The sequence below is a fragment of the Cryobacterium sp. PH31-O1 genome (genome assembly GCF_030063455.1).
Classification (GTDB): Bacteria; Actinomycetota; Actinomycetes; order Actinomycetales; family Microbacteriaceae; genus Cryobacterium.
Map to the genome: position 1 here is coordinate 326,904 of NZ_JASITB010000003.1, position 21,859 is coordinate 348,762.

Annotated in this window: 19 protein-coding genes, 1 tRNA gene and 2 pseudogenes; 6 read left to right on the top strand and 16 right to left on the bottom strand. The window is 65.4% G+C overall.

What is annotated here, in order from left to right; all coding sequences use genetic code 11:
- Positions 1-79: 79 nt before the first annotated feature.
- The 4 genes from QMK31_RS08795 to QMK31_RS08810 all read right to left on the bottom strand — a co-directional run bounded on the left by QMK31_RS08795 (position 80) and on the right by QMK31_RS08810 (position 3,494).
- Positions 80-1,675, bottom strand: a complete 1,596-nt coding sequence (locus QMK31_RS08795) for an ABC-F family ATP-binding cassette domain-containing protein (RefSeq protein WP_283500567.1) — start codon at positions 1,673-1,675, stop codon at positions 80-82.
- 211 nt (positions 1,676-1,886) lie between these two features.
- Complete coding sequence (locus tag QMK31_RS08800) at positions 1,887-2,387, bottom strand: FBP domain-containing protein (RefSeq protein WP_283500568.1); 501 nt, start codon at positions 2,385-2,387, stop codon at positions 1,887-1,889.
- 73 nt (positions 2,388-2,460) lie between these two features.
- Positions 2,461-2,536, bottom strand: a tRNA-Thr gene (locus QMK31_RS08805).
- A gap of 106 nt (positions 2,537-2,642) precedes the next feature.
- A complete protein-coding gene (locus QMK31_RS08810) occupies positions 2,643-3,494 on the bottom strand; it encodes a DsbA family protein (RefSeq protein WP_283500569.1) in 852 nt (283 codons plus the stop codon).
- A 272-nt stretch (positions 3,495-3,766) separates the two neighbouring features.
- Here QMK31_RS08810 and QMK31_RS08815 point away from each other — a divergent pair, with 272 nt between their 5' ends.
- Both QMK31_RS08815 and QMK31_RS08820 read left to right on the top strand, forming a co-directional pair.
- Positions 3,767-4,864: an ABC transporter ATP-binding protein gene (locus QMK31_RS08815; RefSeq protein ID WP_283500570.1), complete on the top strand. Its 1,098-nt coding sequence runs from the start codon at positions 3,767-3,769 to the stop codon at positions 4,862-4,864.
- A 50-nt stretch (positions 4,865-4,914) separates the two neighbouring features.
- On the top strand, positions 4,915-6,225 hold the full coding sequence (locus tag QMK31_RS08820; protein ID WP_283500571.1) for a DUF4032 domain-containing protein: 1,311 nt from the start codon (positions 4,915-4,917) through the stop codon (positions 6,223-6,225).
- A 313-nt stretch (positions 6,226-6,538) separates the two neighbouring features.
- On the opposite strand, the gene QMK31_RS08825 is transcribed toward QMK31_RS08820, so the two are convergent.
- The 5 genes from QMK31_RS08825 to QMK31_RS08845 all read right to left on the bottom strand — a co-directional run bounded on the left by QMK31_RS08825 (position 6,539) and on the right by QMK31_RS08845 (position 12,168).
- Positions 6,539-7,525 carry a type IV toxin-antitoxin system AbiEi family antitoxin domain-containing protein gene (locus QMK31_RS08825; RefSeq protein WP_283500572.1) on the bottom strand — a complete coding sequence of 329 codons (987 nt, stop codon included), beginning with the start codon at positions 7,523-7,525 and terminating at the stop codon, positions 6,539-6,541.
- Between the two features lie 212 nt (positions 7,526-7,737).
- The gene (gene rlmB, locus QMK31_RS08830; RefSeq protein WP_283500573.1) at positions 7,738-8,877 is read right to left on the bottom strand and encodes a 23S rRNA (guanosine(2251)-2'-O)-methyltransferase RlmB; all 1,140 of its coding nucleotides are present in this window, start codon (positions 8,875-8,877) and stop codon (positions 7,738-7,740) included.
- A complete protein-coding gene (gene cysS / locus QMK31_RS08835; protein ID WP_283500574.1) occupies positions 8,877-10,292 on the bottom strand; it encodes a cysteine--tRNA ligase in 1,416 nt (471 codons plus the stop codon). Before cysS ends, rlmB begins: the two co-directional genes overlap by 1 nt.
- A complete protein-coding gene (gene ispD, locus QMK31_RS08840) occupies positions 10,289-11,593 on the bottom strand; it encodes a 2-C-methyl-D-erythritol 4-phosphate cytidylyltransferase (RefSeq protein WP_283500575.1) in 1,305 nt (434 codons plus the stop codon). Before ispD ends, cysS begins: the two co-directional genes overlap by 4 nt.
- Positions 11,594-11,685: 92 nt before the next feature.
- The gene (locus QMK31_RS08845; protein WP_283500576.1) at positions 11,686-12,168 is read right to left on the bottom strand and encodes a CarD family transcriptional regulator; all 483 of its coding nucleotides are present in this window, start codon (positions 12,166-12,168) and stop codon (positions 11,686-11,688) included.
- Positions 12,169-12,337: 169 nt separating this feature from the next.
- Between QMK31_RS08845 and QMK31_RS08850 the strand changes: the two genes are divergently transcribed.
- The gene (locus QMK31_RS08850) at positions 12,338-12,889 is read left to right on the top strand and encodes a hypothetical protein (protein ID WP_283500577.1); all 552 of its coding nucleotides are present in this window, start codon (positions 12,338-12,340) and stop codon (positions 12,887-12,889) included.
- Between the two features lie 55 nt (positions 12,890-12,944).
- On the opposite strand, the gene QMK31_RS08855 is transcribed toward QMK31_RS08850, so the two are convergent.
- Both QMK31_RS08855 and QMK31_RS08860 read right to left on the bottom strand, forming a co-directional pair.
- Positions 12,945-13,628, bottom strand: coding sequence for a response regulator (locus tag QMK31_RS08855; RefSeq protein ID WP_283500578.1), 684 nt, complete (start codon positions 13,626-13,628; stop codon positions 12,945-12,947).
- The gene (locus tag QMK31_RS08860) at positions 13,625-14,815 is read right to left on the bottom strand and encodes a sensor histidine kinase (protein ID WP_283500579.1); all 1,191 of its coding nucleotides are present in this window, start codon (positions 14,813-14,815) and stop codon (positions 13,625-13,627) included. Before QMK31_RS08860 ends, QMK31_RS08855 begins: the two co-directional genes overlap by 4 nt.
- Positions 14,816-14,996: 181 nt before the next feature.
- Here QMK31_RS08860 and phoU point away from each other — a divergent pair, with 181 nt between their 5' ends.
- Positions 14,997-15,653 carry a phosphate signaling complex protein PhoU gene (phoU, locus tag QMK31_RS08865; RefSeq protein ID WP_283500580.1) on the top strand — a complete coding sequence of 219 codons (657 nt, stop codon included), beginning with the start codon at positions 14,997-14,999 and terminating at the stop codon, positions 15,651-15,653.
- 217 nt (positions 15,654-15,870) lie between these two features.
- On the opposite strand, the gene QMK31_RS08870 is transcribed toward phoU, so the two are convergent.
- The 5 genes and pseudogenes from QMK31_RS08870 to QMK31_RS08885 form a co-directional block, all read right to left on the bottom strand.
- Positions 15,871-16,623: a phosphoglyceromutase gene (locus QMK31_RS08870; protein WP_283500581.1), complete on the bottom strand. Its 753-nt coding sequence runs from the start codon at positions 16,621-16,623 to the stop codon at positions 15,871-15,873.
- 283 nt (positions 16,624-16,906) lie between these two features.
- The gene (gene ygfZ, locus QMK31_RS08875) at positions 16,907-18,133 is read right to left on the bottom strand and encodes a CAF17-like 4Fe-4S cluster assembly/insertion protein YgfZ (RefSeq protein ID WP_502852841.1); all 1,227 of its coding nucleotides are present in this window, start codon (positions 18,131-18,133) and stop codon (positions 16,907-16,909) included.
- Between the two features lie 314 nt (positions 18,134-18,447).
- Positions 18,448-18,849, bottom strand: a pseudogene (locus QMK31_RS17240) (heme-binding beta-barrel domain-containing protein); the annotation flags it as partial.
- A gap of 402 nt (positions 18,850-19,251) precedes the next feature.
- Positions 19,252-19,431: pseudogene (locus tag QMK31_RS17245) on the bottom strand (heme-binding beta-barrel domain-containing protein); the annotation flags it as partial.
- Between the two features lie 142 nt (positions 19,432-19,573).
- On the bottom strand, positions 19,574-19,828 hold the full coding sequence (locus QMK31_RS08885) for a hypothetical protein (RefSeq protein WP_283500584.1): 255 nt from the start codon (positions 19,826-19,828) through the stop codon (positions 19,574-19,576).
- Between the two features lie 72 nt (positions 19,829-19,900).
- Between QMK31_RS08885 and QMK31_RS08890 the strand changes: the two genes are divergently transcribed.
- On the top strand, positions 19,901-20,593 hold the full coding sequence (locus QMK31_RS08890; protein WP_283500585.1) for a response regulator transcription factor: 693 nt from the start codon (positions 19,901-19,903) through the stop codon (positions 20,591-20,593).
- Positions 20,562-21,518, top strand: coding sequence for a GNAT family N-acetyltransferase (locus QMK31_RS08895; RefSeq protein WP_283500586.1), 957 nt, complete (start codon positions 20,562-20,564; stop codon positions 21,516-21,518). The genes QMK31_RS08890 and QMK31_RS08895 overlap by 32 nt, the downstream gene beginning before the upstream one ends.
- Positions 21,519-21,859 lie beyond the last annotated feature (341 nt).

Below are 21,859 nucleotides of genomic sequence, written 5' to 3' on the forward strand. Positions count from 1 at the left end.
GGCCCAGTCTATAAACTGGGCCCGTGGACGGGGCCCGGGCCCCGTCCATAAGAGGGGCGCGCGAGGGGTGCGGCGCGGGTCAGGCGGCGCGCACCTCGATCTCGCCGGGGGCGGCTCCGTCGCTGCCGAAAACGAGGCGGCGGTTGGCGATCTTGTCGGTGAAGAACCGGTCGTGGCTGACGACCACGACAGCGCCGGGAAAGTGTACGAGGGCGCGTTCCATCACCTGGGTGCTCGACATGTCGAGGTGGTTGGTGGGTTCGTCGAGCAGCAGCACCGAAGCGCCGGAGAGCAGGCACTGGGCCATGGCCACCCGGGCACGCTGGCCGCCCGAGAGGTTGCCGATCTTCTGCTTGAGGTCGGCCTCGCTGAATTGGAACATGGTCAGAAAACGGTTGACGGATTTCTTCGTCGCGGTCAGCGCGAGGCTACCTGGCATGGCATTGACGGCGTGGCTGACCGTGTCGGTCACGTCGAGTTCGGCCAGAATCTGGTTGTACGAGACGACACCGGCGCCACTGGCCCAGGCGACGTCGCCGTGGTCAGCGCTCTCCTCGCCGGTGAGCACGCGCAGCAGGGTGGTTTTACCGCTGCCATTACTGCCGAGCACGACGATGCGGTTGCCGCGGCGCACCTCAAAGCTCAGGTTCTCGAACAGCAGCTTGTCCCCGTAGCTTTTGGCGAGGCCGTCGACCCGGCAGAGAACGTCTTTGACGTGCAGGTTGCCGTAAATCTCTGTGATGATCTGGTCAACCGGGCGGGGTGTGCGCGACTTCTTAATGTGCGCGAGCTGGTTGCCGAGCTGGCGGCTCTCGGCCTTGGCGGCTTCGCGGCGGTCAGCGATCCCTTCGGCCTCGAAGGCGAGCAGTTCGGATTCATGCACGAACTGGGCCTGAAGGCTCTTGAGACGAAACTGCTTCTGCACGATGTACTCGCCGAAGTTGCCGGGGTACTCGTGCAGGTGAAAATTCTCGACCTCGATGATGCGGGTGACCACGGCGTCAAGAAACTTGCGGTCGTGCGAGACCACCATGGCGGCGCCCTTGAAGCTCTTGAACCAGGCCTCCAGCCACTCCACGCCGGCCACGTCGAGGTAGTTGGTTGGCTCGTCGAGTAGCAGCACGTCGGGTGCCTCGAGCACGATCTTGGCCAGGGCCGCGCGGTTGCGCCAGCCGCCGGAGAGCTCGTCGATGGCCAGAACGCGGTGTGCCTCGTTGAAACCGAGGGTGGTCAGGGCGGTATCGATATGGCGTTTGTAATCCCAGCCGTCCAGACGGTCCATCTCCTCGAACAGTTCGCCCTGGCGACTGATCAGCCGGTCGAGTTCGGCGCTGGCCGAGGAATCACGGGCAATCGCCGCGTCGATCGCGGCGAGTTCAGCCTCAACGGCTTTCACGGCCCCGAACAGCTCGTCGAGAACCTCGGTGATGGTCTGTGCGCCGTTGAGCTCGGAGAACTGGGAAAAGTAGCCGACCTTGATGCCGTCTTCGAGCGTGACCTCGCCGGTATCGGGCGAAACCTGCTCGAGGATGAGCTTCAGAATGGTGGACTTGCCCGAGCCGTTTCTACCGATCAGGCCAACCCGGTCGCCCGGTTCGAGGCGAAAGAACGCTTCGCGCAGAATCTGCGTACTTTCAAAGCGGATGCTGACATCGTTCAGCCGGATCAGGCTCATGCGTGTTTCCTCTCGTGGCGCGCCCCGCGCGCGTGAGCGGGCATCCGCTCGTAAAAACCCCAGCCATTAGTGTACGTGGCGGCCCGGCACGGCCCCCGGTGCGGCCACAAACTCCTCGTGCTGCACACGCGCTTGGCCTCCGGACGCGCCAGCAACCGCAGCCCGCTCGTGCAGCAAACGGCGCGCTGAGCAGGCCCCGTGTGCACGACGATCAGCTCGGTGCGGGACCGTCACGCACGTCGCGCACGAAGTTTCGCACGTGCTGCTGCAGTGACTCGATGCGATGCCGGCGTGCGGCCTCGACATCGAAGCCGATGTAGGCCACAGAGGGCCGTTTGCGCACGTTCGCCGAGCACTCGAAGTTGGCGCAGGCCAGGGTTCCCACGGTGTCGCCGTTGCGCCCTGCCGTTCCGGAACGCTTCACGCTGTAGAAGACAACGTCGTTGGGCAAAAGCACATCCTCACACCAGGAACACTGCGGCCGCGTCCGCATTCGACCCTTGCCCTGGCGCACGAGAATGCCGACCGGACCACTACCAAGATCGATAACGACGTAGCCGAGGTCGGGAATCTTGCGGTCACGCCAGCCGAGATAGTCCAATTTGTCCCAGGCCAAGGATGCAAATCCGTCGGGCAAGGTGACGTTCTGCCGCTCGCGCAGCGACGCGTTCACGAACGAGGCTCGAACCTTATCTTCGCTGACCGGGAGCATTCTCTCGCTGCCTAACTCTGCCTGAGTGCGCCGATGGCGCAGCGTCACAAGATCCCAGTGTTTACAAGGGTTGTGGGGCCGGCCACGGGACTTGAACCCGTAACCCCCACTTTACAAGAGTGGTGCGCTACCAATTGCGCCAGGCCGGCATGAGACCGTAGGCCTCGAAAGACCATCCTAAATGATTTCCACGCCACCTCGGGCAACAGCGAAGCGGATGCGCACGGCTGAGCCGGCGCATCCGTTCTGCAGGTACTAGCCGCCGGGGGTCGGGGTGGGTGTCGGTGTCGACGTGGAATAGGTCTCGCCGAGGGCCTGCTGCACGAAGGAGGCGAATTCTTTGGGGTCTTCGAGCGAACCGATGTAGGGCTTGCCGTTGACCAGGATGGTGGGGGTGCCGGTGATCGATTCCACTGACGAGTTGGGAATGGGGCCGTCGAGCGCGCGGTCGGTGGCCGCCTTGACCCACGATTCGTAGGTGCCATCGTCGATGCAGGAATTGATGCTGGAGCGGGCCGTGCTGACGCCCGCGTCGCTGACGACAGCCTTGATCTCATTGTTGCTGCGGCCGGGCGAGGTCTCGTCCGGCTGGTCGACGAACAGTGCGGAGCTGAAGTCGAAGAAATCATCGGGCGAATAGTTGGCGACGCAGGCCGCCGCGTTGGCTGCCCGCAAGGAGTATTTGGTGCCGGCAGACTTACTCGTGAGGATGGCTACCGGGTGAATTTCTACCGTCGCCGCGCCGGAGTCGACCCACTGGGCGATCTGCTCGGTGTTGGCGTCTTCGAAATCGCCGCAGAGGGGGCACAGATAGTCGACGTAGATGCGGATATTCGCAACGGCGCCGGTCGGGTCGGGTTCGGAGGAACGCGGCTTGGCGTCGGGCTGCAGCGCCGGAGTCAGTACGGTGATCATGCCCTCGCCGATCAGTGCGCCGTCGCTGGCCATATTTTTTGGGCCCGGGCCGGCAGGCTTGATCGAATTCACAATGATGACGGAGACCAGAACGACGATCGCAATGGCGGCGATGCCGATGCCACCCTGCAGGAAGACCTTGTTGCGGCGATCCTTCTTTTTCTGGCTGACCCGAAGCTGCTTCGCCTTCACCCTGGCGGCATCACGCCGGCGGTTCCTTGATGGACTGCTGTCGCTTGGTCCGCCAATAGTCATAAAGAATCGCTTTCGAGAAGGAAGGGGGCGCGTAAAGGCACCTTTGGAATATTAGGTCCCCTGACTGGGAAACGACCAAACGGGCGCAGACCTGTGCCGGGGCATCCGTCGTGTAATAATGGAGAGGTCGTGCGCTTCGGCACGCGACGCACAAATCCTATTCACAACGGATCGTCCGGCACGTTCCTGCCGGTGAAGGAGTAAAAATCATGGCTTCAGTGACCTTTGACAAGGCAACCCGGCTCTATCCGGGTTCCACCCGACCGGCTGTTGACAAGCTCGACCTGCAGGTCGCTGATGGCGAATTCCTGGTTCTGGTTGGCCCGTCCGGCTGCGGCAAGTCCACCTCGTTGCGTATGCTCGCCGGCCTCGAAGAGGTCAACGAGGGCGACATCTTCATCGGTGAGCGCAACGTGACCGATGTTCCGCCGAAGGACCGCGACATTGCCATGGTCTTTCAGAACTACGCGCTGTACCCGCACATGACCGTCGCCGAGAACATGGGCTTCGCGCTCAAGATCGCCGGAATCAACAAGGATGAGCGCGCCGCGCGCGTGCTCGAAGCCGCCAAGCTGCTCGACCTGGAGCCGTACCTCAGTCGCAAACCGAAAGCGCTCTCGGGAGGTCAGCGTCAGCGCGTGGCCATGGGTCGCGCGATCGTGCGTCAGCCGCAGGTGTTCCTGATGGATGAGCCGCTCTCGAACCTCGACGCCAAGCTGCGCGTGCAGACGCGTACGCAGATCGCGTCGCTGCAGCGCCGACTCGGCGTCACGACCGTCTACGTGACCCACGACCAGACCGAGGCACTTACCATGGGTGACCGGATTGCGGTGCTGAAGGACGGCATCCTGCAGCAGGTCGGTTCGCCTCGCGACCTGTACGCCAAGCCGCAGAACGTGTTCGTGGCCGGGTTCATCGGAAGCCCCGCGATGAACCTGTTCCTCGCTGACACCGTCGACGGCGGCATCAAGTTCGGGACCGCGACCGTTCCCGTTCAGCGCGAGACACTCGCCAGCTCGACCGGCAAGAAGGTCACCGTAGGAATTCGCCCTGAGGACATCCAGATGTCGTCCACCGCCGGTGAGGGCCTGCAGATCGAGGTCGACCTGGTCGAAGAACTCGGCGCTGACGGTTACCTCTACGGCCACTCCACGATCGAGGGCAAGCGCACCGACATCGTCGCTCGCGTCGACGGCCGCTCGCACCCGAACGCCGGCGAGACGGTGTACCTCACGGCCACCCCGAACCACCTGCACGTGTTCGACGCCGAAAGCGGACTGCGCCTCGGCGGCGCCGTCACCGACTAGTCGATTCGGTTGGAGGGGGTTCGCTCCCTCCAGCCGGTTAGTCTCAAACTATGAGCGGTTCTCTCAATATCACGTCGGCCACAGCCGACCCTGCCCTGCTTGACCTGCCATGGCAGCTGCCTCTCGACGCCTGGCCGAATGAGAACATCGCCTCGCTGCCCAAGGGCATCTCCCGTCACCTCGTGCGGTTCGCCCACCTGAGCGGGCGGGTGGTCGCCATTAAGGAGACCACGAGCGAGATGGCCAAGCGTGAGTACGACATGCTGCGCACCCTGGCCCACCTGGAGATTCCCTGCGTCGAGCCGGTCGCCGTCATCACCAACAGAACGGACGCCTCTGAGGAGCCGCTCAATTCGGTTCTGGTCACGCGTCACCTCAAGTTCTCCCTCCCCTACCGGGCCCTGTATTCGCATGCCCTGCGCCCGGATACCGCCACCCGGCTGGTCGACGCCCTCGCCGTGCTGCTCGTGCGGCTGCATATGATCGGCTTTTTTTGGGGCGATGTGTCGCTCTCGAACACCCTGTTCCGGCGCGACGCCGGGGCGTTTGCCGCTTACCTCGTCGATGCGGAAACGGGGCAGTTGTACTCCGGCGGGCTGTCGAACGGCCAGCGTGAAAATGACCTCGAAATTGCCAGGGTGAACATCGCCGGCGAGCTGATGGACCTCGAGGCCGGCGGCCGGGTCGCCGACGAACTCGACCCGATTCGAGTCAGCAACGGGATCGTTGCCGCATACCGGCTGCTGTGGAAGGAACTCACCGGTTCGGAGTCGTTCTCCAATTCCGAACGCTGGCGCATCACCCAGCGTGTGCAGCGCCTCAACGACCTGGGTTTCGACATCGAGGAACTCGCTATTAAGACCGACAGCGCCGGGTCGAGCGTGCGCATCCAGCCCAAGGTCGTCGACGCCGGGCATCACCAACGCCGGCTGTTGCGTCTGACCGGCCTCGACGCCGAGGAGAACCAGGCCCGTCGCCTGCTGAATGACCTCGACTCCTATCGGGCCGCCTACGGCGATCCACGGGCTGACGAAGAAATGGTCGCGCACGAGTGGCTCGTGCGGGTGTTCGAGCCGGTGGTGCGGGCAATTCCCGAGGAACTACAGGGCAAGCTTGAGCGGGCACAGGTGTTCCATCAGCTGCTCGATCACCGCTGGTACATGGCCCAAAACCAGTCGCGGGATATTCCGCTCGCCGAGGCCGTAACCTCCTACGTGCAGGATGTGCTGCGGCACCGCCGCGACGAGGCGACCGTGATCGATCCTCTCACCGGAGCCATCACCCTGCCGATTCGGGTGCAGCTCGGCGATAACACGTCGGCCGACCCCGACGATGCCGACGACTGGAAGCTCAAGGTCTAGCCTCCATCCCCTGCGCTTCCCCGGGGCACTTCCCTTTCGGACGGGGCCCGGGCCCCGTCCACGGGCCCAGCTTATAAACTGGGCCCCGGGCCACAAGGTGGGCCCAAGCCGGTCGCGCGCGGTCGGCATCCGCTCGGGCATCCGCTCACCGGTGCGGAGCGGTGGCCCTCACGCGCAGTGTATGCGGACGGGGCCCGGGCCCCGTCCACGGGCCCAGCTTACAAACTGGGCCCCGGGCCACAAGGTGGGCCCAGTAGCCGAGGCGACGGAAACGGCGTGGTCGGAGTGCGCACGGGACGCATCCGCTGCCTGGTTAGGCGCGCGGAACGTCGTGCTGGATCATGAATTCGTAGAATAGGCGGGGAGAGTAAGCCGTGTCCCAGTCCCAGCGGTCGAAGCTGGTGACTTCTGGACGCAGTACGTTTTCTCGATCCTTCTCGGCGATGACCACATCGCCCGGATGCCGGTCGCCCAGTATCACGCCCCGGGAGTACTTGATTTTGCCGTCGAATTCGCCGATTTTACGCACACCGCGCCAGAAGAAGTTGACCCAGTACTCCCGGCCCTGCACGACGAAGCGCACCTGAAGTTCGGGAATCTCGAAGCCCAACTCGGCCATGCGCACCCGGCTCAACGACTCGCCAGGATTGGCAGACAGACCATTTGCGAAGTCGATGACCCGACGCACCTTCGGACTTCCACGGCGCGGATGCACCATCGCCAGTTCCGTGTAGAGATCGTCTTTGGAAAGTGCGGGCGCAATGAGACCACCCTGCCAACACTCCCGCTGCGCGCGCTCCTGCTCCACCCGCAGGGCGTGGTCCATCATAGTGACCCCGACGAGAAAGCTGGAGGTGGCCGCCACATCGATGAGCGTGCGCCTGAGGGTGGTGGCGGCGCATCCGTTTATCGTGACCGGCTCCGGCTCGACCACGCTTCGATGGCTCGTGGTGAATCGGGCGCTGCTACCCCCGGCTGTGTCGTTGTTGATCGCGTGCACGACTTTCGGCCAGGGTCCGATAATGGGCAGATTGTGCAGCGCTGCCGCAGACAGGTGAGAGAGCAGAAGCGGTTGCTCGGCCGTGACCACGGCGGCGCGAACGAATAGTCGATAGTGGTCGGCGCTCTCGGCCCTGCGCCAGGTGTCCCCCAAGGTATAAACTCCGCGGCGGATGCGCACCAGCTCACCATTCGCAAGTAGCGCGCGCACGGCACGGGTGTTCAGACCCGCAGCCCACAGGGACTCGGCAAGAATCAGACCGCCGTTGGGGGCGCTGGGAACATCCAGAATCTCAAGCATGGCCAATTGTCGCCATGCTCGAGAGGGGGATGCTGGGACGTCGACGGATCTGGGGAAAACGGGCGGAAGCATCCGCTGTGGAGGACGGGCACTGGTCGGAACATTCACGCAATCGTGGTGGCCGCCGGGCCCACCCTATGACCACGGGCCCAGTCTATAAACTGGGCCCGTGGACGGGGCCCGGGCCCCGTCCAAAGAAAGAGCGGCGGAGGCTAGAGCTTGGCGGCGGCCTTGGCCTGCTTGATCTGGGCGCGGAGACGGGCCACCTCGTAGAGGGTGACTCCGGCGGCGATTCCGGCGTTGAGCGACTCGGTCGCCGCGCTGATGGGAATCGAGACTATTGCGTCGCAGGTCTCGGTGACGAGGCGGGACAAGCCCTTGCCCTCACTGCCAACAACGATCACGATGGGGCGCTCGGCGAAGCCGGTGCCGAGATCGGGCAGCGACACGTCGCCGTCTCCGTCGAGGCCGAGCACGAACACTCCCTGCGCCTTGAGCGCCTTGAGCGTCTGGGTGAGGTTGCTCGCCATGGCAACGGGCGTGCGTGCCGCGGCTCCGGCGCTGGTCTTCCAGGCCGAAGCGGTGACACCGACCGAGCGACGCTGCGGCACGATGATTCCGTGGCCGCCGAACGCAGCGGTCGAGCGGATGATCGCGCCCAGGTTACGCGGGTCGGTGATGCCGTCCAGGGCCACGAACAACGGCTTGTGGCCGCGGCTGATGGTGAGTTCGAGCAGCTCCATCGGGTGCGCGTACTCATAGGCGGGCACCTTGAGCGCGAGTCCCTGGTGCACGGCGTCGCGACCGGCGAGGCGGTCGAGTTCGGGGCGCATGACCTCGAGGATGGGGATGTTGCGGCTCGTCGCCATGAGCAGCACCTCTTTGACCCGCTCATCCATTTCGATGCGCGCGGCAATGTAGAGAGTCAGCGCGGGAATCTTCGCGCGCAGCGCCTCGAGCACCGAGTTGCGCCCGGTGACGATCTCGTGCTCGTCGATCTGCTTCGCGCGACGGGTTGAGGATCCGCCGCCGCCGCTGTTGCCGGTGCCGCGCTGGGGGGCCTGCGAGGCTCCGCGGGCGCCGCCGCGAGGCGTGCCGCCACGACCGCCGGCCGAACCGCCACGGTTGGCGGAGGCATCCGCTGCGGGGCGGGAGTTGAAACCACCGGCGGCGGTGAACCGCTCGGCCGCCGCCTTACGCTTGCCGGCGGGGTGATACGGACGGTCTTCAGCCTTGGGGGTGGGCTTTTTGCCCTCGAGCGCCTGGCGGCCCTGGCCGCCAGAGCCGACCTGGGCCCCGCGGCTGCCCTTGCGCACCGCTCCGGTACGCGATTTGCGGTCTAGATTCTTCATCAGTCAAAGCTCCAATGGGCACCCGACGGGGTGTCTTCGATGGTGATTCCGGCGGCGACGAGTTCGTCCCGGATTCGGTCTGCGGCCGCGTAGTCGCGGTTGTCCCTGGCGCGGGTGCGGTCGCCGAGCAGTCGCTCGACCAACGCGCTCAGGGCCACCATGGCCGGTTCGTCTGTTGCCACGGCCCAGCCGGGCGACAAAGGGTTGATTCCCAGCACTTCGCTCATCGCGAGTACTTCACTGCGAGCGGATGCTGCAGCGTGAAGGTCTTCGGCATCCAGCGCGGCGTTGCCGGCACGCACGGTGTCGTGAAGCACGCCGAGCGCCTGCGGAACGGCGAGGTCGTCGTCCATGGCCGTGGCGAAATCCTCGGGCACAACCTCGACGCCGCTCCCGGCGAACCGGGTGCCGGTTAACCGGCGGTCCGCGCGGTCGAGAAAGCTTTCGACACGCTCGAGGGCTGCTTCAGCCTCGGCGAGCGATCCGTCGTTGTAGTCGATGGTCGAGCGATAGTGCGCGGCGCCGAGAAAATAGCGCACGACGATGGCGCGGGCCTGGTCGAGAAGTTCGGCCGCGAAGACCGAGTTGCCGAGCGACTTGGACATTTTCTGCCCGTTCACGTTGACCAGGCCGTTGTGCACCCAATAGTTCGCGAAGTCGCTGCCGGCCGCGTTCGACTGCGCGAGTTCGTTCTCGTGGTGCGGAAACCGCAGGTCGAGTCCGCCACCGTGAATGTCGAAGTGGTCGCCGAGGTAGCGGGCGGCCATGGCCGAGCACTCGATGTGCCAGCCGGGGCGGCCCCGGCCCCACGGCGAGGGCCAGGCGGCCGAGGCCGGTTCGCCCTCCTTCGCGCCCTTCCACAGGGCGAAGTCGCGCGGGTCGCGTTTGGCGCGCGGGGAGGCATCCGTTGCCGCCTCCATATTGCCGGGCGACTGGTGGGTGAGCGCGCCATAGGCCGCCCAGCTCGCGCTGTCGAAGTAGACGTCGCCGGACGCGTCGGGGGCAACGTAAGCGTGACCGCGCTCGATCAGAGTGGCGATGATGGTCTGCATCTCGGAGATGCTCGCCGTGGCGCGCGGCTCGTAGCTGGGAGCAAGAATGCCGAGGCGCTGGTAGCCGGCGGTGAACTCGAGCTCGAAGCGATAGGCGAGGGCCCACCACTGCTCGCTCGAGCCCTGCGCGTTGATCAGGATCTTGTCGTCGATGTCGGTGACGTTGCGCACGAAGGTGACGTTGAGGCCGCGGTAGCTGAGCCAGCGACGCAACTGGTCGTAGACCAGGGCGCTGCGCAGGTGACCGATGTGCGGGCTGGACTGCACGGTGGGTCCACACACGTACATTGAGACCTGTCCCGCTTCGAGGGGCACAAAATCACGCAAGGCCTGGGCCTTCGAATCGTACAGTTGCATGGTCACGCCTCCCAGTTTAGGTCAGGGGTCTGACCCGTCCCTGGCGCAGCAGATGGCGCAGCAGATGGTGCCGGGTAGAGCAGCGCGGTCGCCGTCGCGGCGATGCCTTCGCCGCGCCCGGTAAAGCCCAGCGCATCCGTTGTGGTCGCGGCGAGATTGACCGGAGCCGAGAGGATGCCGGACAGTCGCGCTTCGGCCTCAGCCCGACGCGGCGAAAACTTGGGGCGGTTGCCGATGATCTGCACCGAGACATTGCCGACGAGGTAGCCGGCGGCGCGCACCAGGCGCAGGGTCTCGATGAGAAAGACGTCGCCGTGGGCGCCGCTGAATCGGGGGTCGGCCGTGCCGAAGATGCTGCCGATGTCGCCGAGTCCGGCCGCGCCGAGCAGGGCGTCGCAGATGGCGTGGGCGGCGACATCGCCGTCGCTGTGTCCGCTGAGGCCCTTCTCCCCCGGCCAGAACAGGCCAGCCAGCCAGAGTTCGGTCGAGTCGTCAGCGGCGAAGGCGTGCACGTCGAGGCCGGTGCCGATGCGCGGCAGCAGCACGGGCGGCGGCGTTGCCGCGTGCAGAATCAGGTCGGCGCGTTCGAGGTCTTCGGGCGTCGTGATCTTGAAGGCGAGCGGATGCCCAGCGATGACGGTCACCGGGTGCCCGGCGTCGGCGACGAGCGCTGCATCGTCGGTGAGGGCTTCGAACCGGCCGTTCGCCGCAGCCCAGGTGCGGGCGGCCTCGAACATGGCGCGCGGAAACCCCTGCGGGGTCTGTACGGCGGAGAGTTCGGATCGGTCGACGGTTCCGAGGATGGCACCGGAGGCGGCGACGCGCTTGATGGTGTCGACCACGGGCAGCCCGGGAATGATGCCGTGCCTGGTGGCGCGCACGGCCGCGACGACCTGGTCGCAGAGGGCTGCGGGCGTGAGGGCGCGAGCGGCATCGTGCACGAGCACGACGTCAATGCTCGGCAGCAGGGCGCTCAGGCCGTGGTCGACCGATTCCTGGCGGGTGCGTCCGCCGGCGACGATTGACAGCGCCGAGGCGAAGGTGACGTGGCGGGCGGCAGTGTGGCGGGCGGCAGCGTGGGCGGCGATGGCGCGGGCATCCGCTACCCGGTCGCCGGGGGCGACGACGATGATCTGCGCCGGTTCGTTCATGTCGAAAATGGAATCTAAGGCGTGCTCGAGCAGCGGGCGCATATGCAGCAAAACGAATGCTTTGGGTTCTGCGTGGCCGAGGCGGCTGCCGCTGCCGGCAGCGACGACGATGACGGCGACCTTGGGCGCTGCGGGTAATGCGGGGGAAACAGTCATGACTTGAGGGTATCTATCTGGGGATCAGGCGATGGGAAACGAACATGCAAAAGGCGGCACCTTGCGGCGCCGCCCCTCACGAAAAGAAGTGGTCAGGAGGCGAGGACCTCGTCGAGAACAATGGATGCCTTCTCTTCGTCGGTCTTCTCGGCGAGGGCCAACTCGCTGATGAGAATCTGGCGGGCCTTGGCCAGCATGCGCTTCTCGCCGGCTGACAGTCCACGGTCCTGATCGCGGCGCCACAGGTCGCGCACGACCTCCGACACCTTGATCACGTCACCGCTGGCCAGCTTCTCAAGATTGGCTTTGTACCGGCGAGACCAGTTGGTTGGCTCTTCGGTGAATGGTGCGCGCAGCACTTCGAAGACCTTGTCGAGGCCTTCTTTGCCGATCACATCGCGCACGCCGACCAGGTCAACGTTTTCGGCGGGAACCTCAATGGTGAGATCGCCCTGGGTGACATTCAGCTTGAGGTACAGCTTCTCTTCGCCCTTGATGATGCGGGTTTTCACCTCGGTGATCATCGCAGCGCCGTGGTGGGGATATACGACGGTTTCGCCAACCTCAAACAGCATGGATGTGATCCCTTCAGCAAATTCTAGGATACCACAGCTTAGAGGTGCTACAGTACGCGCGCCCCCGCGAGGCCCGCCGACGACAATCGCGCGCCCAAACACGCCGCTAAGCTAGTGACAAAGAGAATTTCTGCAGCGCCGAGCGCTGCTTTTAGTAAGTGGAGGTCTTGTGAGAGCGCGCATCGCTGCATCCGTTGTATTGGCGGCTGGCATTCTGTTGGGCACGAGCGCGTGCGGGTTTTTCGCACCGCAGGCCACCCTGATTCAGTACAACGCGAGTGACGGAGTCAGCGGCGACGTGGGCGACATTCACATTCGTAACGCTCTGCTGCTCTCGAGTGACGGTGAACTGGCCAACCTCGTCGTCTCCGTCGTGAACCCGACCGACACCCTGCAAAGCCTGCTCGTGCAGTACGAGTCGAGCACCGGCAAGGTGTCGCAAAACGTCCCGGTCGAGGCCAACACAACGGTGACCTTCGGAACCGACGGCGCGGCCTCGGTCGTTCTGGAGAATATCGACAGCCAGCCCGGCTCGTTGTTCCCGGTGTTCTTCCAATACGGCGAGGAGACCGGCGTCGAGCTGCTGCTGCCCGTGCTCTCCGGCACGCAGGACGAATATTCGTCCCTGCTGCCGACGATCGCGCCGTCAGAGGCGCCTTCAGAGGCGCCTTCGGAAACGCCTTCAGAAACGCCGACCCCGACGGCCACGCCCGCCGCGTAACCGCCGGGCACCGATCAGGCCGCCATCCCCTCGGGGACGGCGGCCTGAGTTGTTTCTACGCTTCGAAGCGGTAGCCGAGGCCGCGCACGGTGACCAGCATGACCGGCTCCGACGGCGCCGCTTCAATGCGTGAGCGGATGCGTTTGATGTGCACGTCGAGCGTTTTCGTGTCACCGAAGTAGTCGGTTCCCCAGACCCGGTCGATGAGCTGGCCGCGGGTGAGCACCCGCCCGGCGTTGCGCAGCAAAAATTCGAGCAGTTCGAACTCTTTCAAAGGCATGTTCACGAGCTCGCCGGACACCGTCACGGCGTGCCGCTCCACGTCCATGCGCACCGTGCCGGCGGCAAGCATGCTGTCGGCCTCGGTCGTGCTCTGGTCTTCATGCCGGCGCAGCACCGCGCGGATACGGGCGACGAGTTCTCGGGTGGAATACGGCTTGGTGACGTAGTCGTCTGCACCGAGTTCGAGCCCCACGACGATGTCGATTTCGGAATCCTTCGCGGTGAGCATGATGATGGGCACGGCCGCGCGGGTGCGAATCTCCCGGCACACCTCGGTGCCCGGAATACCCGGCAGCATGAGATCAAGCAGGATCAGGTCGGTGCCGTTCTGGTCGAATTCGCTGATCGCGCTCGGTCCGTCTTCGGCAACGACGACCTCATAGCCCTCACGTTCGAGCAGAAAGCTCAACGGCTCGCTTAAAGCGCTCTCGTCTTCAACCAAGAGGATGCGTGTCATAGTGTGTCTCCTGCGGCCGCACGGGCGACCGGTCGCGTTTTTTTCGGACGTGGTTCGATAACGGGCTCTGCCGCCTCGGGGAGGCGGATGGTAAAAGTGGATCCGCTGCCGGGCTGCGACCAGACGCGGATGTCGCCGCCGTGGTTCTGCACGACGTGCTTGACGATGGAGAGGCCAAGACCGGTGCCTCCGGTGTGCCGGGAGCGGGCCTGATCGACCCGGAAGAACCGCTCGAACACCCGGTCGAGGTCGGCCTCCGCGATGCCGACGCCCTGGTCGGTCACGGTGATCTCGACGATCCCCTTCTGCAGACGCACACCGACGCCGACCCGTGACCCCTCGGCCGAGTAGTTCACCGCGTTGGCGACGAGGTTGTGCACGGCCACGGTGAGTAAGGCTTCGTCGCCGAAGACCCGGGCGCCGGACTTCTTGCCGATGACGATGGTGATGCGTTCGGCCTCGGCGACGACCCGGCTCTGGTCCACCGCGGCGGCGACGATGTCGTCGACATTGAGATTCTCCGGCTCGGCCAGGGCGTCCTGCGCCTGGAGCCGCGACAGTTCGATGATCTCCTGGGTGAGGCGACCGAGCCGTGCCGACTCTGTCGTCAACCGGTTGGCGAAACGGCGAACCTGCGCCGGCTCATCCGCTGCCTTGTCGAGCGCCTCGGCGAGCAGCCCGACGGAGGCGATGGGGGTTTTCAACTCGTGGCTGATGTTGGCCACGAAGTCGCGGCGCACCTCGTCGAGGCGGAAGGCCTCGGTGCGGTCCTCGGCCAGCAGCAGCACGTAGCGGGTTCCCAGCCGGGCCAGACGCACCCGAAAGCGCATGCTGGCGTCGCCGAACGGGCCGCGGGACAACACGAGGTCTTCGCTGATCGGTTCGCCGGTCTGCCGCACTTGGCGGGCGAGTTCGAGCAGTTCCGGGTGCACGAGTTGCTGATTCCAGACCAGGCCGAGGGTGAGCGCACCCGGGCTGGTCTTGATGACGTTGTTGGACGGGTCGAGTACGACGCCGGCGGTCTCGAGGGCGTCGAGCACCTGATCGATGCCGTCGGGCACGGCCGGATTGACCACCTCGGACGCGCGGCGCCCGTGACGCTCGGCCACGTGCAGCAGCGACACGAACCCGGCACCGACACCGAGTCCCAGTGCCAGCGACAGCAACACCAGCCACGTCGATTCCATCTCTACAGATTACTGACAGTCCTTGGTTGTCGTTTGCAGCGGAGCCCGCCTGCGCCCTGTACTTTAGAAAGTGTTCAAGTGAGCGGCACCTGCCGTTAACCTGAATTCGACATCATAAACCGGTAGCCAAGGCTGGCTACTTAGCTCGTGCGTGTTCGCGCGGCAAGGAAGGACCACCCCCATGCGCGACGTTTTCCAACAAGAACTCGCTGAAGTTCAGCAACGTCTCGTCGACATTTCGCGCCTCGTCGCCATCTCGATGGACAAGGCCACCCGCGCGTTTAACGAGAGCGACGTCAGCCTCGCCGAAGAGGCCATCACCGAAGACGAGAAGATCGACGAACTCTCGGTGGAACTCGACGAGCTCGCCATCACCATTCTGGCCCGTCAGCAGCCGGTGGCCCGCGACCTGCGCATCGTGGTTAGCGCCTTGCGGATCAGCGCCTCCCTCGAGCGGATGGGCGACCTCGCCACCCACATCGCCCAGCTGGCCCGCTACCGTTTTCCCGACAAGGTCATTCCCAAGGGACTGCGCGCCACCTTCGCCGAGATGGGCGCGCTCGACGTCGTCATCGCGAACATGCTCACCGAACTGCTCACCCACCAGGACCTGCAGCTTGCCGAGACCATTCGCAACGAAGATGACAAGGTGGATGCCCTGCACCTGAGCGTGTTCGACGCCGTGCTCGGTGAAACCTGGAAGGGTCTCGCCGCCGACACCGTCGACGCGACCCTCGCCAGCCGGTACCACGAGCGTTTCGCCGACCACGCGGTCTCGATCGCCAAGAAGGTGCAATACCTCGGCACCGGAGCCTGGCACCAGGACGACAACGCCTGAGTTCTTCACGGCGGATGCGCGCGCCCGGGTGAATTAACGGCGGTCGCGCGCGCATAACTCCTGCAATTTGCGTGCACATAATTTTTCAGGCCCGGAACTACGCGAAACTTGAATCGACGTTCGAGAATTTGCAGGAGTTATGCGGCCTGAGCGGGTGCGGACATGACGTGTAAGGCCCCCGGAGAATGAGTTCCGGGGGCCTTACACGTGGCGGGGCCTACTTCTTGTTGCCCTGGGCGGCGACGGCGGCCGCGCCGGCCGCTGCGGCCTCTGGATCGAGGTACTGGGCGGGGGCAAGCGGCATCAAGTCTTCGCCGAGCTGGTAGACCAGCGGGATTCCGGTGGGGATGTTCAGCTCGGCGATGTCGGCGTCGCTGATGCCGTCGAGGTGCTTGACCAGCGCGCGCAGGGAATTGCCGTGTGCCGTGACCAGTACCGTCTTGCCCGCGCGGAGATCTGGTGCGATGTCGGACTGCCAGTAGGGCAGCATCCGCTCGACGACGTCCTTGAGGCATTCGGTGCGAGGAAGGTCGGGGCCGAGGTCGGCGTAGCGCGGGTCGTGCGCCTGCGAGAACTCGCTCGAGTCGTCGAGCACGGGCGGCGGGGTGTCGTAGGAACGGCGCCAGAGCATGAACTGTTCCTGGCCAAATTTGGCCTGGGTGGCGGCCTTGTCGAGGCCCTGCAGCCCCCCGTAGTGGCGTTCATTGAGGCGCCAGGAACGCTTGACCGGGATCCACATGCGGTCGGCTTCATCGAGCGCGAGGTTGGCGGTCTGAATAGCGCGGGAGAGCAGGCTGGTGTGCAGAACGTCGGGCAGCAGGCCAGCGTCTTTCAGCAATACGCCGGCGCGGGCGGCTTCGGTCGTGCCCTGTTCGCTGAGGCGAACGTCGACCCAGCCGGTGAACAGGTTCTGCTGGTTCCACGTGCTTTGGCCGTGACGGAGGAGGACGAGTGTGTAGGGGGCAGACATGTGCCCACTCTATCGAGGGTGGTCTGCAAAGCACGCTCACGCACGGAGGCCAATGCAGGAAAACCGACCGAAACGGATGCCGCCGCCCGCGTTTTCGCGCGCGCGGCAGCATCCATACGGCGCGGGGCGTGCAGAACTGCGGAGATTTCACTGCTGTCGGCCGAAATAGCTGAATTCGGGGGCTCCCGCGCCAGAATTTCCGCAGTTCTGAACGCGGCCTCCGGTACCCCGGCAGTTTTGCAGCCGTGAGGAGCCCCTTCACGCCGAGAATGCCGCGTGCCGGCTAGTGCCCGGGGGTGCGAATTCCGAGGCGTGGCAGGCGGGGGATGTCAGCGACGGACCCGGCCGACTGCGGAACGATGATCTCCTGGCTGGCCGAGATGGCGATGCCCTCGGACTGCACGTAGAGCGTCGACGCGGCCGGAATGGTGCGCTTGATCACCGCGAGCGCGATGGGACCGAGCTCGTAGTGGATGGCGCTCGACGTGATGGTGCCGACCGTGACACGTTCGGCCTCCTGCTCGGGCCGCACGCGGTCGGCCTGCACCGGGTCGCCGGGGGCGGGCAGCACGCCCTCTGACCCGTCGAGGTGCAGCATGACCAGGCGGCGCGGCGGGTGACCGAGGTTGTGCACCTTGGCCACGGTTTCCTGCCCGCGGTAGCACCCCTTGTTCAGATGCACGGCGGTTCGCAGCCAGTCCAGCTCGTGCGGCAGAGTCTTCTCGTCGACCTCCCGGGCCTGGCGTGGACGCCAGGCGGCGATGCGCAGGGCTTCGAGCGCGAGCAGTCCGGCGGGGGTAATTCTCACGGATGAAGCGGATGCGGGGGCCGGTGCGGACTCTGTGGCCAGGGTTCCGGAGGCGATGGCGTCACGCAGGGCGGGCAGGCTCGATCGCGGTACGAGGGTCTCGGTGTAGGTCCAGAGGGTTCCGGGGTGCACCGGGGTTTCGGCGTACTGGTAGCCACCGCGGGCGACGGCTGCCCAGGGATCCAGCCAGGTCAGCGGCACGTCGTTCGGGGCGGCGGCGGCGAGGCCGACGGTGGCGGGGGCATCCGTCATGGCGCCGATTGTGGCGTAGGCGAGGGTGCGGTCGACGACCTGAACGCGCAGCATGAACTTCATGCGGTCGAGGAATTTGTGCAGGCCGGGGAGCTCGGCGGCTTCAACCAGGAGCCAGGTTTCCACGCCGTCGTCGAGCAAACGGATGGCGTATTCGAGGTGTCCGGTGGGGTCGAGCAGCAGCATCTCGGTGGATTCACCGGGGTTCACACTTTTCAGTTCCTGGCTGGCGATGGAGTTGAGCCAGGTGAGGCGGTCGGGGCCAGCGACAGAAAGCACGCCGCGGTGCGAGAGGTCGACGATGGCACGGCCGGCGGCGAGTGAACGCTGCTCGATCATGGGGTTGCCGTAGTGGGCGGCGACGCCCGCGTCGATTCCTTCGGCCTGAACCGCGCCTGGCAATTCGAGCAGCGGGGAGGAGATCAGTGCCGGGTCAGTCATGTCGCTCAATTCTGCCGGCCCGGGTTGAGGGGCGGCTGCGTGGTTCATCAGTACCAACAGTACGGCCGCGCGATTTATTCGGGGCGGCCGGGATTGTCGGGGCCCACCATATGAACACGGGCCCAGTTTATAAACTGGGCCCCGGGACGGGGCCTGGGCCCCGTCCGAAGGTGGGGCGGAACATGCATGCGGGACGCGGCGGTTCCGCGGAACGCGTGCGGCGGACGTGTCCGCGCGACGGGGCCCACCTTATGAACACGGGCCCAGTTTATAAACTGGGCCCCGGGACGGGGCCTGGGCCCCGTCCGAAAAAGAGGGGCGGACTACTCGACCCGGGCTAGGCGGCCGGAGGCGTGCGTGCGCAGGTCCTGGCCGAGGGCGGCGATGTCCCAGGCCCAGAGCAGATGGTTGTCGACGAGGCCGTACAGGCGAGTAGCGGCCGCGTACGGCTTCGCACCCGCGGTGCGGAGTACGGCGTCGGTGGCGAGGTCGATACGTGGCCCCTTCACCTGACCCAGATAGAGCTCAGCGACACCGCCGGGGTGCACGAGGGTCACCTCGATATCGAAGCCGCCATCACGGTTGCGCAGCGTTTCCACGGCCGCGGCCGAGGTGAACGGGCGCTCGCCGGTGCCGGGCAGCATGCCGGGGCCAGGGTCGCCGTCCCCCTGGTGCCGGCTCAGGCGCCAATAGCCGGTTTCGGTGACCAGCGGAATTCTCTCGTCCGACAACATCTCGGGCGGCAGGATCGACGCGCGTGCTTCAGCGGATGCCGCGGCATGCGTTCCGGACGCGGCATGCGTCCCGGCGGAAGCGTCAGTCCCGGCGGTGCCATCCGTCCCGGAGGCGTCAGTCCCGGAGGCGTCAGTCCCGGAGGCGGCAGTCCCGGCGGCGGCCGTCCCGGAGGCATCAGTCCCGGAGGCATCAGTCCCGGAGGCATCAGTCCCGGAGGCGGCAGTCCCGGACGCGGCATGCGTCCCGGCAGAAGCGTCCGTCCTGGCGGAAGGGGGTGTCGGCAGGGAAGCATCCGCTTCGGACGCGGCATCCATCCCGGCGGCGGCATCCGTCCCGGCGGCATCCGTTTCTGGGGCGGCGGTATCAGACGGGCCGGCGGGCTCAAGCCAGGTGTAGGAGCTGTAATTCAGGTGCGGCAGGCCGTCATGGCTGAAGCTGATGCGGTGGCCGAAGGTGCGGCTGACCGATTCGTCGCCGATCTTGTACTCAAGCACGCCCGAGCCTTCCCAGACTCCGATCAGCCAAGAGAGTGGAACAAGTTCGGACGGCAAACCGACCGGGAGGTCAAACATGCGGACTTACCGCTGCCCCCGGAATAGCTTGAACACAACGATGCCGGAAACCCAGGCGATCGACAGGCTGGCCAGTCCGAGCAGGCCGAGGAAGAAAAGTTCTAGCGCTAACAGATCCATGCTGCGAGTCTAGCGGGAGCGGTCAGACCAGGGCGACGATGACGGTTGCGACCACGAGAATGACCAGTGCCCCGGTGACACTCATCGTGACCCGCTTCACGTAGCCCTCTTTACTACCGGTAGCAATCTGCAGGCCGAGCGTGACGAGAGTGCAGACGGCGAGGGTGAGGCCGATCCAGCCGATCGCGGAGGCAGCAGTGGCCAGAATCGCGGTGAGAACGGCGCCCACAATCGCGAGTATCCACACGGTTGCAATCGTTTTCCAGTGCCAGTTCACGTCTCTATTGTGCCTGACCGGGCGCATTCCATGGCACGCTAGTATGAAATTCGAGATACTTGGAGGGCGCCCGTGGCGCAGTTGTTGATCCTGACCTCGGCGGCCAACAATGACGTGCTCCCCGCCCTGGCATTGCTTTCGCACAGCGCACGGCTCATTCCGGCCCAGGCAGACCAGCTCATTAAAGCCCCCGATTCGGACCTCATTCTCGTCGATGCGCGCAGCAATCTCGCCGCGGCCAAGTCGCTCTGCCAGATTTTGCGCACCATGGGCAGCTCCACTCCCCTGCTGCTCGTGATCACCGAAGGCGGCCTCGCCGCGGTCAGCCCCGACTGGGGCGTCGACGATGTCATCCTCGACACGGCCGGGCCCGCCGAAGTGGATGCACGCATCCGCTTGAACGCTGGCCGCCTCGCCCGCACCGAGCCGTCGAACACGATTCGCGCGGCCGGAGTCGTCATCGACGAGGCGAGCTACTCGGCGAAGGTGCACGGCAAACCGCTCGACCTCACCTATAAGGAATTCGAGCTGCTGCGCTTTCTGGCGGCGCACCCGTCCCGCGTTTTCACCCGCGAACAGCTGCTAAGTGAGGTTTGGGGCTACGACTACTTCGGCGGCACCCGCACGGTCGACGTGCACGTGCGGCGCCTGCGGGCCAAGCTCGGCGACCAGGAGTCACTCATCGGCACCGTACGTAACGTGGGGTACCGGTTTAATGTGCATGAGGAGAACGATGAGCGGGTTCCTAATTCTTTCCGCGCTTGAGTCAGCGGATGCCGCGGCGCTGGCCGACTTTCACCGCGTCGCCGCCGCGGCGCTCGCGTTCGACGGGTACGCGCCGTTCAATGAGCAGGCGCTGTACGACCTGCAGAGCGGCTTGCGCACCGCCTATTTGGTTCTGACGGAGGAGATCGTCGTTGGGGCTGCGCTCGGTGGGCGCGGAGAGATCGACCTTGTGATCAGCCCGGAATTTCGGCGCCGCGGGTATGGCCGTGAGGCTTTTCGCGAACTGGCCGCGACCGAACCGAACGGCCTGACCGCCTGGTCGCACGGCGATCACCCGGCAGCCCGGGCGCTCGCGACCGAACTGCGGTTCGTCGCCGCCCGCACATTGTTGGAGCTGCGCAAGCCGTTGGTTGCGGCGGGCGAAGCAATGATCGGGGCCGGGGACGGCATCGAAACGGCGGCGGGAACTGCCCAAACCACGACCGGAACGACCCCGACAGGAACCGCGGCGGGGGCATCCGCTTTGGCGGGGGGCGAGACGATTTCGGCGTTTCGAGTTGGGATCGACGACGCCGAATGGGTGGCGCTCAACGCGCTCGTGTTTGCGACACACCCGGAGCAGGGCGCGATCACCGCGGCCGACCTCACGGCGCGGCAGGCCGAATCGTGGTTCAACGCCGACGATTTTCTGCTGCTGCGCGATGCTGCCGGCCGCCTGATCGGCTACAACTGGCTCAAGGTCGAGGGAACGATTGGCGAGATCTACGTGGTCGGGGTGCATGCGGATGCCGCCGGCCGCGGACTCGGGCGCGCGCTCATGCAGGCCGGACTGCAGCGTCTGGTCGCCGCCGGCTGCACCGGGGCCGCGCTCTACGTGGAGGCCGACAGCCTCGGCCCGGTGCACCTGTATCGAAACCTCGGTTTCGCCGATCACACCGTGGATGTGCAGTACCGGCGCCTCTGAAATTCGAGGCTGACGCGCTATCCAGCTGCCAGCACACAGGGCACGGGCGCATAACTCCTGCAAATTCTCTAACGCCGCAGCAAGTTTCGCGTGATTGCGCGGGTGAAAAACTTTACGGCCGCAAATTGCAGGAGTTATGCGCCACAAAGGGGGGGGAATTCAGAGAATCGGCCGGCTGCCTCGCCCCTGGGGCCCGAAAACTGTGGCATCCCGACTGTCGACGCCCGAATTTTTCTGAATTAGCCAGCAGCGCGCCCGCACCGACGACTCCGGAGGCGTAACACGGGGCAAATTTCCGGGCCGCCACGCCGAAAAAGCAAGGACACTGAGAATATTTCGTG

Bases quoted from the DNA above. Each gene is read 5' to 3' on its own strand.
- QMK31_RS08795 (WP_283500567.1), bottom strand. From the start codon at position 1,675: ATGAGCCTGATCCGGCTGAACGATGTCAGCATCCGCTTTGAAAGTACG.
- QMK31_RS08800 (WP_283500568.1), bottom strand. From the start codon at position 2,387: ATGCTCCCGGTCAGCGAAGATAAGGTTCGAGCCTCGTTCGTGAACGCG.
- QMK31_RS08815 (WP_283500570.1), top strand. From the start codon at position 3,767: ATGGCTTCAGTGACCTTTGACAAGGCAACCCGGCTCTATCCGGGTTCC.
- QMK31_RS08820 (WP_283500571.1), top strand. From the start codon at position 4,915: ATGAGCGGTTCTCTCAATATCACGTCGGCCACAGCCGACCCTGCCCTG.
- QMK31_RS08825 (WP_283500572.1), bottom strand. From the start codon at position 7,525: ATGCTTGAGATTCTGGATGTTCCCAGCGCCCCCAACGGCGGTCTGATT.
- rlmB (WP_283500573.1), bottom strand. From the start codon at position 8,877: ATGAAGAATCTAGACCGCAAATCGCGTACCGGAGCGGTGCGCAAGGGC.
- ispD (WP_283500575.1), bottom strand. From the start codon at position 11,593: ATGACTGTTTCCCCCGCATTACCCGCAGCGCCCAAGGTCGCCGTCATC.
- QMK31_RS08845 (WP_283500576.1), bottom strand. From the start codon at position 12,168: ATGCTGTTTGAGGTTGGCGAAACCGTCGTATATCCCCACCACGGCGCT.
- QMK31_RS08855 (WP_283500578.1), bottom strand. From the start codon at position 13,628: ATGACACGCATCCTCTTGGTTGAAGACGAGAGCGCTTTAAGCGAGCCG.
- QMK31_RS08860 (WP_283500579.1), bottom strand. From the start codon at position 14,815: ATGGAATCGACGTGGCTGGTGTTGCTGTCGCTGGCACTGGGACTCGGT.
- phoU (WP_283500580.1), top strand. From the start codon at position 14,997: ATGCGCGACGTTTTCCAACAAGAACTCGCTGAAGTTCAGCAACGTCTC.
- QMK31_RS08870 (WP_283500581.1), bottom strand. From the start codon at position 16,623: ATGTCTGCCCCCTACACACTCGTCCTCCTCCGTCACGGCCAAAGCACG.
- QMK31_RS08895 (WP_283500586.1), top strand. From the start codon at position 20,562: ATGAGCGGGTTCCTAATTCTTTCCGCGCTTGAGTCAGCGGATGCCGCG.